The sequence below is a fragment of the Aliivibrio sp. S4MY1 genome, from assembly GCF_028765545.1.
Lineage (GTDB): Bacteria > Pseudomonadota > Gammaproteobacteria > Enterobacterales > Vibrionaceae > Aliivibrio.
In genome coordinates, this window is sequence record NZ_JARACP010000023.1 from 1 (window position 1) to 16769 (window position 16769).

At 38.4% G+C, this 16769-nt stretch carries 11 protein-coding genes; 8 read left to right on the plus strand and 3 right to left on the minus strand.

The genetic code is table 11. The annotated features are described in order from the left end of the window. The first annotated feature begins 361 nt into the window (after nt 1-361). The 4 genes from mtnN to PVK71_RS18305 all read left to right on the plus strand — a co-directional run bounded on the left by mtnN (nt 362) and on the right by PVK71_RS18305 (nt 4222). Nucleotides 362-1060, plus strand: coding sequence for a 5'-methylthioadenosine/S-adenosylhomocysteine nucleosidase (gene mtnN, locus PVK71_RS18290; protein WP_274420531.1), 699 nt, complete (start codon nt 362-364; stop codon nt 1058-1060). 62 nt (nt 1061-1122) lie between these two features. Further along, complete coding sequence (locus tag PVK71_RS18295; RefSeq protein WP_274420532.1) at nt 1123-2076, plus strand: cobalamin biosynthesis family protein; 954 nt, start codon at nt 1123-1125, stop codon at nt 2074-2076. Between the two features lie 43 nt (nt 2077-2119). Continuing rightward, the gene (locus PVK71_RS18300; protein ID WP_274420533.1) at nt 2120-2731 is read left to right on the plus strand and encodes a TRIC cation channel family protein; all 612 of its coding nucleotides are present in this window, start codon (nt 2120-2122) and stop codon (nt 2729-2731) included. A gap of 180 nt (nt 2732-2911) precedes the next feature. Continuing rightward, complete coding sequence (locus PVK71_RS18305) at nt 2912-4222, plus strand: peptidoglycan DD-metalloendopeptidase family protein (protein ID WP_274420556.1); 1311 nt, start codon at nt 2912-2914, stop codon at nt 4220-4222. Nucleotides 4223-4287: 65 nt separating this feature from the next. On the opposite strand, the gene PVK71_RS18310 is transcribed toward PVK71_RS18305, so the two are convergent. The 3 genes from PVK71_RS18310 to erpA all read right to left on the minus strand — a co-directional run bounded on the left by PVK71_RS18310 (nt 4288) and on the right by erpA (nt 8979). Further along, the gene (locus tag PVK71_RS18310) at nt 4288-7377 is read right to left on the minus strand and encodes an efflux RND transporter permease subunit (protein WP_274420534.1); all 3090 of its coding nucleotides are present in this window, start codon (nt 7375-7377) and stop codon (nt 4288-4290) included. Between the two features lie 9 nt (nt 7378-7386). Next, nucleotides 7387-8499 (minus strand): efflux RND transporter periplasmic adaptor subunit, encoded by a 1113-nt coding sequence (locus PVK71_RS18315; protein WP_274420536.1) that lies wholly within the window; start codon nt 8497-8499, stop codon nt 7387-7389. A gap of 138 nt (nt 8500-8637) precedes the next feature. Next, the gene (gene erpA / locus PVK71_RS18320) at nt 8638-8979 is read right to left on the minus strand and encodes an iron-sulfur cluster insertion protein ErpA (RefSeq protein ID WP_274420538.1); all 342 of its coding nucleotides are present in this window, start codon (nt 8977-8979) and stop codon (nt 8638-8640) included. Nucleotides 8980-9205: 226 nt separating this feature from the next. Between erpA and hemL the strand changes: the two genes are divergently transcribed. The 4 genes from hemL (at nt 9206) to PVK71_RS18340 (ending at nt 16696) form a co-directional block, all read left to right on the plus strand. Further along, nucleotides 9206-10501 (plus strand): glutamate-1-semialdehyde 2,1-aminomutase, encoded by a 1296-nt coding sequence (gene hemL / locus PVK71_RS18325; RefSeq protein WP_130048889.1) that lies wholly within the window; start codon nt 9206-9208, stop codon nt 10499-10501. Nucleotides 10502-10761: 260 nt separating this feature from the next. Beyond that, the gene (locus PVK71_RS18330; RefSeq protein ID WP_274420539.1) at nt 10762-11847 is read left to right on the plus strand and encodes an AI-2E family transporter; all 1086 of its coding nucleotides are present in this window, start codon (nt 10762-10764) and stop codon (nt 11845-11847) included. Between the two features lie 288 nt (nt 11848-12135). Then, nucleotides 12136-13155, plus strand: coding sequence for a 16S rRNA (guanine(1207)-N(2))-methyltransferase RsmC (gene rsmC / locus PVK71_RS18335; RefSeq protein WP_274420540.1), 1020 nt, complete (start codon nt 12136-12138; stop codon nt 13153-13155). A 163-nt stretch (nt 13156-13318) separates the two neighbouring features. Continuing rightward, nucleotides 13319-16696, plus strand: a complete 3378-nt coding sequence (locus PVK71_RS18340) for a response regulator (protein WP_274420541.1) — start codon at nt 13319-13321, stop codon at nt 16694-16696. The last annotated feature ends 73 nt before the right edge of the window (nt 16697-16769 follow it).

Below are 16769 nucleotides of genomic sequence, written 5' to 3' on the forward strand. Positions count from 1 at the left end.
CCATTTACTTTCATTTTAAAAAATGAAAACAAACAGTTTGCTTTCGCAAATAGTGATTATCAACTCACAAGTGCCCACACAGATTAATAGGTTTCAAATTTTTAAAGAGCAAACTAACAAGGCATGCTGTGATTTGAATCACTCGCTCCGTGTCAGTGGATGCGCAGTATAGGCAATTCAGATTTTCGTGCAAGCCTTTTTATTTAAAAAAACACCGTTAGAGCAACAATTAACCAAGTCGAGCAAATACCATACTAAAAAGGCTATTTTATTGATTATTTCCTCTATGAGTCTTATCTCCTCACGCTTAAATAGCTATGTTACAATTATCATCTATTCAAACCTTACTTGAGATATACACATGAAAATCGGCATTATCGGTGCAATGGAACAAGAAGTTGCCATTCTAAAAGAACAAATTGAAGGTTTAACAACCACGACAAAAGCAGGATGTACTTTCCATACTGGTACCTTAGCTGGAGCAGACATTGTATTGCTGCAATCTGGTATTGGTAAAGTTGCAGCAGCAGTAGGGACAACATTACTTATTTCAGATCATAATGTAGATCTGGTACTAAACACGGGTTCGGCGGGTGGGTTTGATTCATCACTAAACCTTGGCGATGTCGTAATTTCAACAGAAGTACGCCACCATGATGCAGACGTAACAGCTTTTGGCTACGAAATGGGCCAAATGGCACAACAGCCAGCCGCTTTTAAAGCTGACGAGAACTTAATGTCTGTAGCAGAGCAAGCATTGACACAAATGGAAAATAAACACGCTGTTCGTGGCTTAATCTGCACTGGTGACGCTTTTGTATGCACACCTGAACGCCAGATGTTTATCCGAACTCACTTCCCATCAGTTATCGCTGTTGAAATGGAAGCTTCAGCGATAGCTCAAGCATGTCATCAATTTGAAGTTCCGTTTGTTGTTGTTCGTGCAATTTCAGATGTTGCAGATAAAGAGTCTCCAATGAGTTTTGAAGAGTTTTTACCTCTTGCTGCACAAAGCTCATCTGAGATGGTGACCAAAATGGTTGCTCTATTAAATAAATAGCATCCTAAATTGAGCTAGCCAAACGTTAGCTCAATTTTCTCTCTTCTATATAGTAAACATATATGCTTGAAAAATTCTCTTTACTCATTGCTGATTATTCTCTACTGGTTTTATGGGGGGCGTTATTATTTCATTTACTTTTACCAATCCCAGTTCATGCCCACCCCATGACTATTTGGCGAAAATTCGCAGAGTTATTAGCGAACAAAGTAAATAATACTCGCTCTTATCAACAACGTTTTCTTTCTGGCTCTCTCGCTTGGGCCTTAATGATCATCCCTGCTTTTATTGTCTGTATCGCAGCTCAACCCATAGTTTGGAACCTTCCTCTATTTAATTTGGGACTACTTCTTATTTCATTAGAATGGCGAGGCGTTGAAAAACTCTGTAAAGATACAATTCAATCAATTAATCAAAATAATAAAGAAGAAGCAAAGACAGCTCTACAACCTTGGGTTAATCGAGATGTTGAGCCTTTATCTCTGCTAGGTTTAGGCAAAGCAAGTGCAGAAACGATAATTTTAGGCTACGCAAGAACCGTCATTGGTGTTTTATTTTGGTACGGTATTGCTGGAGGGGTTGGCGCATTTATCTATCGCTTATCTTTAGAGTTAGCAAGAGCTTGGTCTCCATCAAGAGATTCATTCCGACCATTTGGTATTCCCGCCCTAACCATACAAACTTTTCTTGATTTTATTCCTTTAAAACTATTTAGCCTGTTATGTCTTATTGGTAAGCACCTTCAAAGCACACTCCACACCTTAAATCAGCAACGTAAGAGCTGGGTAAATACAAATAATGCGTGGCTACTTATCATTATTGGTAAAAAATTTGAGCTTTCTCTTGGTGGTCCTGTTATTTATCAGGGCAAGAAAATTAGCCGCCCAAAGCTGGGAGGAAAAATTGCGCCATCAGCTCTTCATTTAGCGCAAATACATCGTTTCTTAAGCTGGAGAATCGCTATTTGGTTAATTCTTCAAAGCACTCTAATGGTTATAATCAAACATGGGTTATAACTTTTATTTCAACGACATCATGCAGTAAGTCATAGAGGACAAGATGTTAATCTATATAATTGATATGTTTGGTACCGCCATCTTTGCTATTTCAGGCGTTTTATTAGCGGGACGATTAAAAATGGACCCCTTTGGTGTCACAGTTCTCGCTAGCGTTACCGCTATTGGAGGAGGAACAATTCGAGATATGGCACTTGGCGCCACCCCTGTTTTCTGGATTACTGATACTAACTATTTATTAGTCATTTTTGTTACTTGCATTTTAACCATGTTAATCATCAGAAAACCAAAACGTCTTCCTTGGTATATTCTTCCTGTATCCGATGCCATTGGATTAGCTGTATTTGTCGGAATTGGTGTTGAAAAGGCCCTAAGCTATAACGCAGATCCAATGGTTGCCGTGATTATGGGGGTAATAACTGGTTGCGGAGGAGGTATTATTCGTGATGTTCTTGCTCGTGAAGTCCCAATGGTATTAAGAAGCGAAGTGTATGCCACCGCTTGTATTATCGGAGGAATAGTCCACACATCAGCTCTTGAGTTTAATATTCAAAGTTCGACAGCCATGCTTTTTGGCGTAGCGACAACATTAGTCATTCGATTAGCCGCTATTCGCTGGCATCTATCTTTACCGACTTTTGCTCTCAATAAATAAAGCATTAAGCCAACTCTGTTCACATTATTGAGTTGGCTTTTTTGTTTATTTTTAATTAATGGAACTTTTTTTTATTAAAAGGTGACAAAACGATAACTTCGTCACATAGCAGTTAACTCAAAAACAAGCTAAACTTCTATGTTGTTATTTCTATGAATTCTTTACCTAATTAGTCGAATGATATTATCTAAATTAACTCGCATTCCTGTTATCCATCGTATTCTTATTGGTATTTGTAGCGCTGGGATAATTGTTGCTGTAGCGACAATTCCAGACTCGGTCGCCCCTGACTCAGGCTTTTATAAATTAGCGGTCGGACAAACATACCCCATTGAAATTCGTCAAGAATCACTTATTTCGCATGAACAAGCCTCCCCAAATAAGCAACTATCTTGGGAGAATTATACGGTTAAGTCAGGTGAAAGTGCTTCTGTATTATTCAGTCGAGCAGGACTAACCGCTCGCCAACTTTATAACCTAACCAGCAGTGATAAAGAAATTGAACAACAATTAACCCGTCTCCGTCCTGGTAATAAATTAAAGTTTGGCTTCAATAAAAACCAAGAAATTATCCAACTTATTCGCCCTATTAGTAAATTTGAAACCTATAGGATCAGTAAAGTAGGTGATCAGTATATTGGTTTATTTGAAAAAAAAGAGATCGAAACCCAACTTAATTATACCAAAGCGACAATTACCTCTAATTTTTGGAATGCTTCAATTAGCGCAGGTTTAAATGCAAACCAAATAATGGAATTAGCTGGCATTTTTGGTTGGGACATTGATTTTGCTTTAGATATTCGTGAAGGCGACAGTTTTAGCGTTCTTTATGAAGAGCGTTATGCAGAAGGTGAATACGCAGGTAAAGGAAATATTATTGCGGCTTCTTTTACCAATCGCGGAGATACCTTTACCGCTATTCGTAATGATAAAAATGGTAATTTCTATGAGCCAAATGGCCGAGCAATGAAAAAGGCTTTTTTACGCTCCCCAATTAACTTCCGTTATGTGAGCTCTAACTTTAACCCTCGTCGCTTGCACCCTGTAACTGGACAGCGAAAAGCACATAGAGGCACTGATTATGTCGCACCTGTTGGCACCCCTATTTGGGCAGCAGGTGATGGCGTGGTTGATAAAGCAGGTTATAACCAATTTAATGGTAACTACGTATTCATTCGCCATAGTAATACTTACATTACTAAGTATTTACATATGACTAAACGTTATGTAAAAACGGGGCAACGAGTAAAACAAGGGGATACGGTTGGTACCCTAGGCGGTACAGGACGAGTTACGGGGCCTCACTTACATTATGAATTCTTAGTAAACGGAGTTCATAAAGACGCAAGAACCGTTTCGTTACCTCAATCAAAATCGTTAACAGGCAATGATAAAAAAGAGTTTGAAGTGGTAGCAAAAGAGCGTTTAAAACAACTCGAACAATACAGTCAGTTTATTGTAGGTAATCACCCTGTATTAACCCACGAATAAATGAAAATAAGATAATGCCCTATCATGTCATTAATCAGTGACAACATAGGGCATTATTTTTATCCTTAACTTGAGTGTTTTTTATCTCTACCTAGCATCAATAAACAAGGTGTTAATACGAGAGTTAATACAGTAGCAAAGGCTAATCCCCCAGCTACAGCGGTTGCTAATTGTGACCACCACTGGGTACTAGGAGCACCAAACTCTACTTTTTGACTTACCAGATCGATATTCATTTCCAATACCATTGGCATTAAACCTAAAATCGTCGTTATTGTGGTTAATAACACTGGTCGTAAACGCTGAACCCCTGTTTGTAATATTGCATCAACTTTCTCAAGCCCTTCTTTACGCAATGTATTGTAGGTATCAATAAGTACAATATTATTATTAACAACAATCCCAGCCAAAGAAATGACTCCTATCCCTGACATAATGATGCCAAAAGGACGTTGGAAGATAAGCAAACCAGCAAAGACACCAACCGTTGAAAATAAAACAGCACTTAAAATAAGGAAAGCCTGATAAAAACTATTAAATTGAGTGACCAAAATGATCGCCATCACCGCTAAAGCAACAACAAAAGCATTTTGAAGAAATGCGGCTGAATTATTCTGCTCTTCGTTTTGACCTCTGAGTTTAAACTCAACCCCATCAGGTAAATTTAAAGAGCTTAAGGCTGATTTAATTTTTGGTAATTCAATACTCAAATTATAACCATCACTCATATCGGCTTTTACCGTTAACACTCGATGCCCGTCAATTCGATGAATCGTATCTTGTTTGTGAGTAGGGATAATTCGTGCAAAATTAGTGATAGGAACTAATCCATTAACGGTTTTTACCCTTAACTCATCAAAACGTCCGATGTCTCGATGTTCTTCAGGAAAACGAACAAGAATATCAACTTGTTCATCATTATCATCTGGTAGGTAATCCCCTATTTTGAGTCCATTAGTCACAAATTGCACTGTATTACCAACCAGTGTTGCATCCGCACCAAAGCGTGCGGCATCATCTCGACGAATATCAATTTTCCAATCAATACCTTGTTTATTTGAAGTATCACTTACATTCGTAAAGGCTGGATTCGCATCAATCCACTCTCTTACTCGCATTACTGATTGATTAAGTAACTCACCGCTTCTTGCACTGAGTTCGATAACTAAATCATGCTCACTCGGAGGGCCAGCATTCGGTGTACTAAATTCCAATTCAATACCTGCAATGTCCTTTGTTTGAGTCCTTAAATCATTGATGATCTCTTTCACTGGTCTGCGATATTGCCAATCCACTGGGGTTATTTGAATTTGTCCAATTTCATCATCGCCACCAGTTCGCGTATAAATACTGTCTAATTCTTTCATTCCCAATATTTGGTCTTGCACTTCAACCATTAATTTATCTTTCTCATTAATAGAAAGATCACCATGAGAGCGCACTTTGACCGTTAAGAATGGAGGATCAACATCAGGGAAAAAGACAACACCCAAACCAGCTTTCGCATAAGTAAACCCAATCCCTATTGCTAATATTATTGCTAACAACAGAATTTTAAATGGGTGCTTAAGTGCCATTGATAATGTATGAAAATAGAGTTTTGTTATCCCTTCAGCTTGACTAAAATCCCCCTGACTTAACGCATACAGTTTTTCCCTCTTCTTTGGTAAGACTTGTTGAGGTTTACCCAATAAACTCCCCAAAACCGGGACAAATAAAAGTGCCATAACAAGAGATGCACTCAGTGTAGCAATTAAGGTGAGAGGCAAGTACTTCATAAATTCGCCTGTAATATCAGGCCAAAATAACAAAGGAGCAAAAGCAGCTAAGGTGGTTGCGGTAGATGCGGTGATCGGCCACGCCATTCGTTGTGCAGCTTCTCGATAGGCATCAAGACGGTTCGCACCTTCCTGCATTCGTCGATCGGCATATTCAGTAACCACAATTGCGCCATCAACAAGCATTCCTACCGCCATAATAAGCGAAAATAGCACGACAATATTAATGGTTAACCCAGATAGCGCTAACATTAATAGGCCAGTTAGGAACGAACCAGGAATTGAGATCCCAACCAGAAGGGCCGTTCTTGCTCCTAGAATAGCAATAATGACAATCACTACTAATAAAATGGCTGATAAAATATTATTTTGCAGATCGTTAAGCATGATCTTAACGTCTTTTGACTCATCCCACGTGTATTTTACCAATAAATTGTTTGGCCATGAGTCAAGCGCTTGAGCACCGGCTAAAACTGCTTTTACTATCTCAACTGTTTCAATTATGTTTTCGCCAGAGCGTTTTTTGATATCGAGGACAATGGCCTTTTCACCATTTAGTCGAGCGTAACTATTAGGGTCTCTAAACGCTTTTCGAACCGTTGCAATATCTCCAAAAGTCACCACTTTCTTACCATCAACTTTAATTGGTAATTCAAGGACATCTTTTAATGAATCAAAAACAGAAGGGACTTTAACTGAAAATCGTCCATAACCGGTATCAACAAACCCAGCTGCAACCACTCGGTTGTTCAACGCTATCAAATTATAAATAGCGGCTTGATCTAGACCATAACTTTCTAATAAAAGAGGGTCTACTATGATTTCGACAACATCTTCTCGATCTCCAGCAATATCAACTTCTAATATTTGCTTATAACTTTCGAGCTTGTCTTGTAATTTTCGTGCAATTTGTACTGCGGTTCGCTCAGGTACCGTTCCATATAGCACTACGGATAATACGGCTTGCTCTGCTGCTAGAGTAACTTCATGTACGGTTGGCTCATCACTCTCTTCTGGTAAGTCCGGTTTTACCAGATCAACCGCATCTCTTACATCGGTAAGGGCTTTATCCAAATCCGTTCCAACATTAAACTCTAATGTTACTGAGCCATGGCCTTCCCCCGCGACCGCTGTCATTTCTTTGATCCCTTCAATAGAGCGTAACTCTTGCTCCATCGGGCGAACCAATAAGCGCTCAGAATCTTCAGGAGAAATACCTTGATGGCTCATTGAGACATAAATGATTGGGATCGTAATGTCCGGATTCGACTCTTTTGGGATAATAATATAAGTCGATACACCTGCTACAAGTAATAGTACCAATAGCAGTAGCATAGTACGTGAGCGACTCAGAGCCGCATTAATAATGGCTAACATACAATGTCCCTATTTACGTTTTGCGTGAATAAAGTCACCATCACGGACAAACCCTTGACCAACGGTAATAATATCGACTTCATCACCAAGTCCCGTTAACCAAATCCCATCATCTTCTGCTTTTACTAATTGGATCGGCACAAATTTTACTTGTTGATCACTGTCTGCGTGCCCTTCACTTTGAATAACCGTTTTGACCCCTAAATCTCCAGCTTCATTTAATGCCAACATAGCCGGTGACACTTTTAGCGCAGGTTGAAGATCGAGGTTTATTTCTACTTCAGAGCTCATACCTGCAGAAATTTCTGTACCTGTATTTGGTATTTCAACTTCAACAGAAAACGTATTTGTCGACGATGAGGATACGCTAGAGATATAACGAACATATCCTTCAATTGATAAACCGTTAATAAAAAAAACTTCTGCTTTCTGTCCTTTATCAATCTGCCCAATATGCCTTTCACTCACATTAACTTCGATAACTAAAGGGTCTAATACCACAATTTTTGCAACAGGATCACCACGACTCACAAAGTCACCTACCTCAACAAAAAGGTGTTCTACAATGCCATCAAATGGGGCGGTAATCGTTGTATTCTTTAATATAAGCTCAGCATTTCTTACACTCGCTCTTGCTTCAGCTAAAGACGCTTCAGCTTGACTAAAAGCGACTTCGCCTTGCAATCCTTTTCGACGAAGTTCTTTTGCTGCTTTAAACTCTTTCATTCGTACCGAATATATGGCTTTGGCTTGGCTTAAACGTAAGTCAAGATCTGCCATATCTAAATGAGCAATTGGTTGATCTTTTTTTACTCTAACGCCCTTTCTAACTAAGATATCCTCAATTTGAGCACCAACTTGTGCGCCTAATATTGTTTTACGATCAGGCGCAGTTCTGCCATATAAAGAAATGGTTTTATGGGTGGGGATAGACTGAAATCGTTCAACAATGACATGTGCAAGAGGAACGCTCAAAGACTGATTATCTTCTTTTATCTCTGCATTATCTGCATGAGAAGGGCCGCTTATTATCCATAGAAATAAGCTTAAAAATAAACAGAAAGAAATTATCCAAGGACGATGGAGAACATATGAAAAAAAACAAGATGCGTATTTACCCATAGCAACAATCCTTAGTGCTTTAGAGGTAGGTAAACAGTAATACATCCTGATTTACTGTAGGAATTAAGTAACCTTTATAACTTAAATTTATAAAAAAAGGTAAGCGAGAATCCTCTAACTTACCTTCTTTATCAGTTTTTATACACTGAACGAAGCACCGCAACCACAGGTTGTTGTTGCGTTCGGGTTATCAATGAAGAAACGAGAACCTTCAAGCCCTTCGGTGTAATCAACAACACCACCAATCAAGTATTGTAAACTCATTGGGTCAACAACCAAGGTTACGCCATCATTAACTAAGGTCATATCACCTTCGTTCACTTCTTCATCAAACGTAAATCCGTATTGGAAACCACTACAACCACCACCAGTAATGTATACACGTAGTTTTAGATTTGGGTTTTCTTCTTCTGCAATTAGCGTTTTTACTTTTGCTGCGGCAACATCAGAAAACGTTAACGGCACAGATACATCACTCATTTAAACCTCTCAGGATTGGTTTCCAATTCTATTTTATTGCTGATTATCTAATACCTGACTGTTTCATTCAAGTATTCAATTATATCTAATGCTTTGCCACTTCATATCGGGATCGCATTTCCTGTCACTATTTTACTATTAGATGGGGATTAATACGATCAACTCAAGCATTTTTAGGTACAATAGCGCGCAACTGGTCCAATTGATTACTATGAGGATATAAGTAATGACCAAATCAGCAGAACTATTCGCAAAAGCTCAAGATAAAATTCCTGGTGGCGTAAATTCACCTGTTCGTGCTTTTGCTGGCGTTGGTGGCTCACCAATCTTTATTGAGCGTGCCGATGGCCCATTAATTTTTGATGCCGATGGCAAAGCTTATATTGACTATGTTGGCTCTTGGGGTCCAATGATCCTTGGTCACAACCATGCAGCTATTCGTGAAGCTGTAATTTCTGCAGCACAACGTGGTTTAAGTTTTGGTGCTCCAACAGAAACTGAGATTAACATGGCTGAACTCGTTTCTGAATTAGTTCCATCAATGGAACAAGTTCGCATGGTTAGCTCTGGGACAGAAGCAACAATGAGCGCCATTCGTCTTGCTCGTGGTTACACTGGCCGCGATAAAATTATGAAATTTGAAGGTTGTTACCATGGACATGCCGATAGTCTACTTGTTAAAGCCGGTTCTGGTGCGTTAACACTTGGTCAACCAAGCTCTCCTGGCGTACCTGCTGATTTTGCTAAATACACGCTAACTGCAACATTTAATAATTTGGACTCGGTTCGTGAGTTATTTGCGGCAAACAAGGGTGAGATCGCTTGTATTATCGTAGAGCCTGTCGCAGGTAATATGAACTGCATCCCTCCTGTGGAAGGCTTCCATGAAGGTCTTCGTCAAATTTGTGATGAAGAAGGCGCGCTATTAATCTTTGATGAGGTAATGACAGGCTTCCGCGTAGCTGAAAACTGTGCTCAAGGTTACTACAACATCAAACCAGACCTAACAACGCTAGGTAAAGTTATTGGTGGCGGTATGCCTGTTGGTGCATTTGGTGGCCGTAAAGAGGTGATGCAATACATTGCCCCTACGGGTCCTGTTTACCAAGCAGGTACGCTTTCAGGTAACCCTGTAGCAATGGCGGCTGGTTTTGCTTGCTTAAAAGTACTAACAGAAGAAGGCAATGAAAAACGCCTTGCTACAACAACAAAGCAATTAGCGCTAGGCTTAAAAGAGCTAGCAAATAAGCACGGTATCCCAATGGTAGTTAATTACGTTGGCGGTATGTTTGGTTTCTTCTTTACTGATCAAGAAACTATTACTACTTATGAAGACGTCACTAAATGTGATATTGAAAGCTTCAAACGTTTCTTTAACCTAATGCTATCGCATGGTGTTTATCTTGCACCTTCAGCATTTGAAGCTGGCTTTACTTCTTTAGCTCATGGACCAAAAGAAATCGAAGCGACATTAGAAGCCGCAGATCGCAGTTTTGCTGAAATGGCTTCAAGCACTAAATAAATCACCAGCGTAAATAAAAAATGGTTTCTCTGCTTATTGAGAAGCCATTTTTATTGCCAGAAATAAATAACCAATACCATTAATCCAACAATAATAAGAGGGATTATTGGAAGTTTTCTTTTTTTATTACTGCTACACGTCTCTTTATCACAACAGCCCATTATTACTCCCCATTATTCTTGCTAAGCTAACCAAGTACCTATATAACTTAACTTACTACCATTATTTATAAATAACTTACCGCATCATAAGGGAAGAATGTGTCTCATTTCAATAAACTAAATTCCAGTCATTGGGTTTTAATCGCAGCTTTACTTGCTGCCAGTTATGCATGTTTTTTATTAATACAACCATACCTAAACCCAATCATTCTTGCTTTTATTATGTCTCTTTTGTTTGCGCCATTGCATAATAAAATCAGTGAAAAACTGCCAAACAGTCCAAACAGTGCCGCTATCTTATCCTGTATGGCACTCACTTTTATTATTGCTATTCCTTTGTTTTTTGTTTTTGTTGCTATCGTACAGCAAGGTGCTACTTTTTCTAAAGACGCTTATCATTGGGTTACCGAAGGTGGTGTTCAAGCATTATTTGAGCACCCTATAGTTTCTCAAATATTAGCCTTTTTTAATAAGCACTTACCTTTTGATGCTATTGATCCTGCTGAAATAACCCAAAAAATAGCTCAATTAGCCTCTCAGGTTGGTACCAGAGTCGTTGGTGTTAGCGCCCAGATCCTTGGGGATGTCACCAATGTATTAATGAACTTCTTTTTAATGCTCTTTGTTCTTTTCTTCTTATTACGCGATCAAGATAAGATTATCTCAGCATTTCGACACGTACTTCCCCTTTCAAGAAGCCAAGAAGATCGTTTACTTGATGAGATTGAAGAAGTCTCAAAATCAGCCGTACTAGGTTCGTTCTTGACAGCCATCGTTCAAGGTTTAGCTGGCGGCTTTGCTATGTGGTTAGCTGGATTTCCGGGGTTATTCTGGGGAACAATGATGGGCTTTGCTTCATTTATTCCAGTGGTCGGCACCGCACTGATTTGGGTTCCAGCAGCGATTTATTTACTACTAACGAATCAATGGGAATGGGCATTATTCTTAACGGTTTGGGGGGTTGCAGTGGTAGGTTCGATTGACAACATTGTACGACCATTATTAATGCAAGGTAATTCAGGAATGAATACATTGCTTATTTTCTTTTCTTTATTAGGCGGAATCCATTTATATGGTTTAATTGGCTTAATTTATGGTCCTATTATTTTCGCTCTAACATTGGTGTTATTTAATATGTATGAGACTGAATTTAAAGAATTTTTAGACCAACAAGATAAAAGTTAACACCTTAAGAACCATTAATACCATTCTGGATAAGTAGTTGTTCAGATAATTGCTTAGGAAAAATCGATTAGAGCAAGGCATAAATTACAGTAACTAGTGGATCTAATTACAAAATTTATAACGCTGATATAATCGATTTTAACAAGCAAGAATAATCAAATACTTATGTAGATTGGTATAAATAGAGGCTGTATTTATTTACTCTGATAAACAGCCTCTTACTTTTCTTTTGCTTCCCTTAGCTTTGTGCGACAATCTCGTCAGTTTTTGTATTCTTTCGAGGCCACTATGTCTTACTCTGCTCCAAGTCAAATAACTCAACGCCAACTTGCCTATTTTGAAGGTAAACACGTCCTCATTGCTGGTGAACTTATTGATGACTTCCCACTTGAGCTAGTTAAACACTGTGCTTCAACCTCTATTTTTACTACAAACTATGGTTATTATAAGACGTTTGAAAACCACACAGACATCAACTGCTATTTTGGAGCAGAGTTAACCGAAGACACTAATGCAGACTTGATCTTGCTTTATTGGCCAAAAGCAAAAGCAGAGGCTGAATACCTCCTAATGATGCTATTAGCAAAGTTAGGTAAAGAGACGGAAGTTGTTGTCGTTGGTGAAAATAGAAGTGGCGTAAAAAGCATTGAAAAAATGTTTGCTGATTTTGGGCCAATAAATAAATTTGATTCTGCTCGTCGCTGCAGCTTTTATTGGGGTCAATGTACAGAATCAGTACCAGCTTTTAACCTACAATCGTGGTTTAAAGAGTATCAAGTTCAATTTGAAGAGCACACAATTGAAGTAAGAAGCTTACCAGGCGTATTTAGCCATGGTGAATTTGATAAAGGCTCTGAGCTTTTATTACAAACGCTACCTACTTTACGCGGTCATGTACTTGATTTTGGTTGTGGCGCTGGCGTTTTAGGCTCTGTAATGAAAACATTAAACCCTAAAATTCATTTAGATATGGTAGATATCAGTGCCCTTGCTATTGCCTCATCAATTGAAACACTAAAAGCAAATAACCTTGATGGTGAAGTATTTGCGAGTGATGTGTATTCTGATACTAAAGAGAATTACCAATTTATTGTCAGTAATCCTCCCTTTCATGCTGGTTTAAAGACACACTACTCTTCAACAGAAGAGCTACTAGAAAAAGCACCACAAAACCTAACTCATGAAGGCCAATTGATTTTAGTTGCGAATAGTTTCTTACAATACCCACCTATTATTGAAAAAGCCTTTGGGGAATGCTTAACCCTATCAAAAAATAACAAATTTAAAATTTACGCTGCACAAAAATAATCTAGCACCCCGCCGCACTTTACTCTTCTGCTGCTTGATTTTTAACGTAATTTACGTATAAGAGCAGCAGAACTTCTCGTTAATATTCGTCATAACAATAACTACTGACACGTTAATTGTGTCAATTCCGCTGAATGGACCACAGTGTAAACCAGGCTAAAATATGGAAAAAAAACAACACTTTAAACGTCTTCAAAATACGTTAATGATTGCCTTTCTTGCGTTAAGTATTACGCCATTGTCAATTATTGCTATTTTCTTTCTTCACTCTCATAGTCAAGATTTGGCAACTCAAAGTACTGCCCACCTAGTTTCGCTAAGGGACAATAAAGAACAACAAATAACGGACTACTTCAAAGCAAAAAAGTCTGAAGTATTAGGTTTTGCACGCTCTGAGCTTGCCAATGCGAGTGGCGGTCGATTCTATGGTCTCGTCAGTGCTTTTCCTCATTTAGGTAGCTCTATAGAAAACGCCAGAGAGAACGCGCAGCAACGATATATAGAAGGATCTGGTAATAAGATCCGCACCAGTATTTTACCAGAGTCTAATTCTTATATTGGTAGTGAGCGCTATCGTCTTTTGCATAAACGTTATCATTGGGCCTACCAAGAACTACTAAAACGTTCTGACTTTACTGATATTCTTCTTGTTGATATTGACGGTAATGTTGTTTATTCCACAAAAAAAGAAGATAACTACGGCACCAATTTACTCACAGGTAAGTATAAAAATACTGCACTAGAAAAAACCTATAGCCAAGTACGAGATATGATGAAAAAGACGAAAAATAAGGAAAATATTCCTGTTATTTTCTCTGACTTTGCTTATATCAATAATGAGAATATCTCTTGGTTCGCTGCACCTATCGTACAACAAGGCTACTTGCATAGTTTTGCTCTTTTTAAGCTACCAAATACTGGTTTATCTAAACTATTAGATTACAAAGAAAACAACTCGACTAAAACTTATTTTGTTGGTGAGGACTCTTACTCACGTATTAACAATAATGATACAAAGAAAAATTTATCTAAAAATATAATCGCAGCACTTTCTGGAGATAAGAGTGTAGGTAGTTTTACTGATAAAAAAGATCAAAAAGTATTGGCTGCATTTACTCCTATTACTATTGATAACCATACTTGGGGGTTATCTATTGAACTACCTGAAAAAGAAGCATTTGCACGTATTCAGCAATTAGAACAGATTTTTATTGTTGCTATGATTATCGCTATTGTCAGTGTTGTTATAGCTTCTCATTTCCTATCTAATTCGATTACCGCACCTCTTTTACGCCTTACTTGGGCAGCTGAGCGTGTCTCAGCAGGCGATCTAGACCAAGATATGATCAGCACCGATAGAAAAGATGAGATTGGTCGTCTTGCGGTCAGTTTTGCTCGAATGCAACGTTCAATTCGAGAGAAGATTCAACTAATCAAGACACAGAACGAAGAGTTAGAGGCGAATCTCGCGCTTATTCAAAATAAGAATAAGGAACTGGAAGCAACCGATAAGTTAAAGGATGAGTTTCTCGCAACTACATCTCACGAATTAAGAACGCCGTTACATGGCATGGTTGGTATTGCTGAAGCTCTTTATACTGGGGCAAATGGGCCAATATCAGCTTCACACCGACACCAATTAGAAATAATCATTAACAGCGGTCAAAGGCTAACTAATTTAGTTAACGATCTGTTGGACTACCATAAAATGCGTCATGGTAATCTGGATATTAACCGCCATGTAGCAGATCTATCTGCAGCAACAAGTCTAGTCCTCGAATTATCACAACACTTACTTGGCAATAAAACTATTCGTATCATTAACCAAGTAGATAAATCATTACCTTCTGTATATGCCGATGAACAGCGTCTTGAGCAAGTTCTCTACAATTTAATTGGCAATGCCATTAAGTATACCTCAGAAGGTAAAATTGTAATTTCAGCTAGCGTCGTTGACCAATGTTTAAGAGTGCAAGTTGTCGATACTGGGCATGGTATCCCTGCCGATGAATTAGAGCATATTTTTGAGCCATTGATTCAAGCAGGACATGACTCAAATCGCTACCGCCAAGGCTCTGGACTCGGTTTATCAATTAGCCGCCAACTCATTGAACTCATGGGCGGCTCTCTCTATGTAAGCAGTCAACCAATGGTTGGGGCTACTTTTAGCTTTACTATTCCTTTAGCAACAAAAGAGCAAATACAACATCATAAATTGCTTACTAAAGAAGACATAGCTCATTATCAAACACCTGAGAAGTTAGAATACAATCTGGATGAATTAGCAGAAGAGATCCCTGAGAATCCTGATGGTCCCTTACTTTTAGTTGCCGATGATGAACCAGTAAACCTTCAAGTATTAAGTAGCTTTTTAAAGCTTGAGGGCTATCGCGTTAAAACAGCAAATGACGGGCCTGAAACCTTGCAGGTACTAAAAGAAGAAAAGCCAGAATTATTATTACTAGATGTAATGATGCCAGGTATGAGTGGTTATGAGGTGTGTCAATCCCTAAGACAAGAATACAATCATTCACAACTACCAATCATCATGCTCACTGCATTAAATCAAACTCAAGATCGTGTAAGAGGGTTTGAATCTGGTGCTAACGACTATTTAAGCAAACCCTTTAATAAACAAGAATTAGCTGCCAGAATTAAAGCACATATTCAAGCAAGTCAAACTGAAGGCTTTATTAATGAAAACAGCCGATTACTACAAGAAATACGTCATAGAGAAAAAGTAGAAGCCAGCTTACTAGAAACACAAACACATATTTTAGAGCAATTAAATCATGCTCATGAGGCTATTATTTGCGCTAAAAAAGATGGCAACATTCAATATGTTAATCACGCAGCAGCTAAGCTATTCCAAAGAACAGAAGAGCAACTAACTCGCTACTCTATTGATGAACTGATTGCCAAACGAAGCTTAATTGAAAGTAAGCAAAATCACAGAGGTAATATTGATGTTTATATTGATGGTGGAATAGAGCAAATTAATGCAGACCTTTTGCATCTACCAGCAGAGTCTGGTTTATCATTAATGCTCATCGTAAGTCACAAACATGAAGCCAGTGAGCAGCGCATTCATGATTTAGAAAGCGCTGTTGAGGCACTTTCTGCTTTTGCGTTTGACGGAGATAAACAGAAATTAGATTCCTTATCTCTCCTCAATGGCGACATAGCTCAATTAGTCACAAAAGCTAACGAGAATAAAGACGATAAAGGCACCATTATGCGTGAATTAATTGTCGATGGTATGACTTCAGGGCTACTTTATTGGGAAGAATCAACAGGACAAACTAAATACACTTTAGCCGAAGAAAGTGGCTTATGGCGAGTTTACCTAGATAGAAGTACATTACAGACTCGAACTCTTGATAAGTATTTGCGCGTTGAAACATTACCTAAAACACCAAGGTGGCGCACAGTAATAAGCACCCTAGAGTACATCTTGACGCATTGTGAACAGCACAATACTCAGCGAGAAAAGCTCGTTAGAATTAAAGACAAACTTCAAATTCTCATTGCATCAGCCTAAATTATTCTATTTTTATCCCAATAAAAACCTACAATTATTTGTAGGTTTTTTTTCATCATTACAAATTATCATG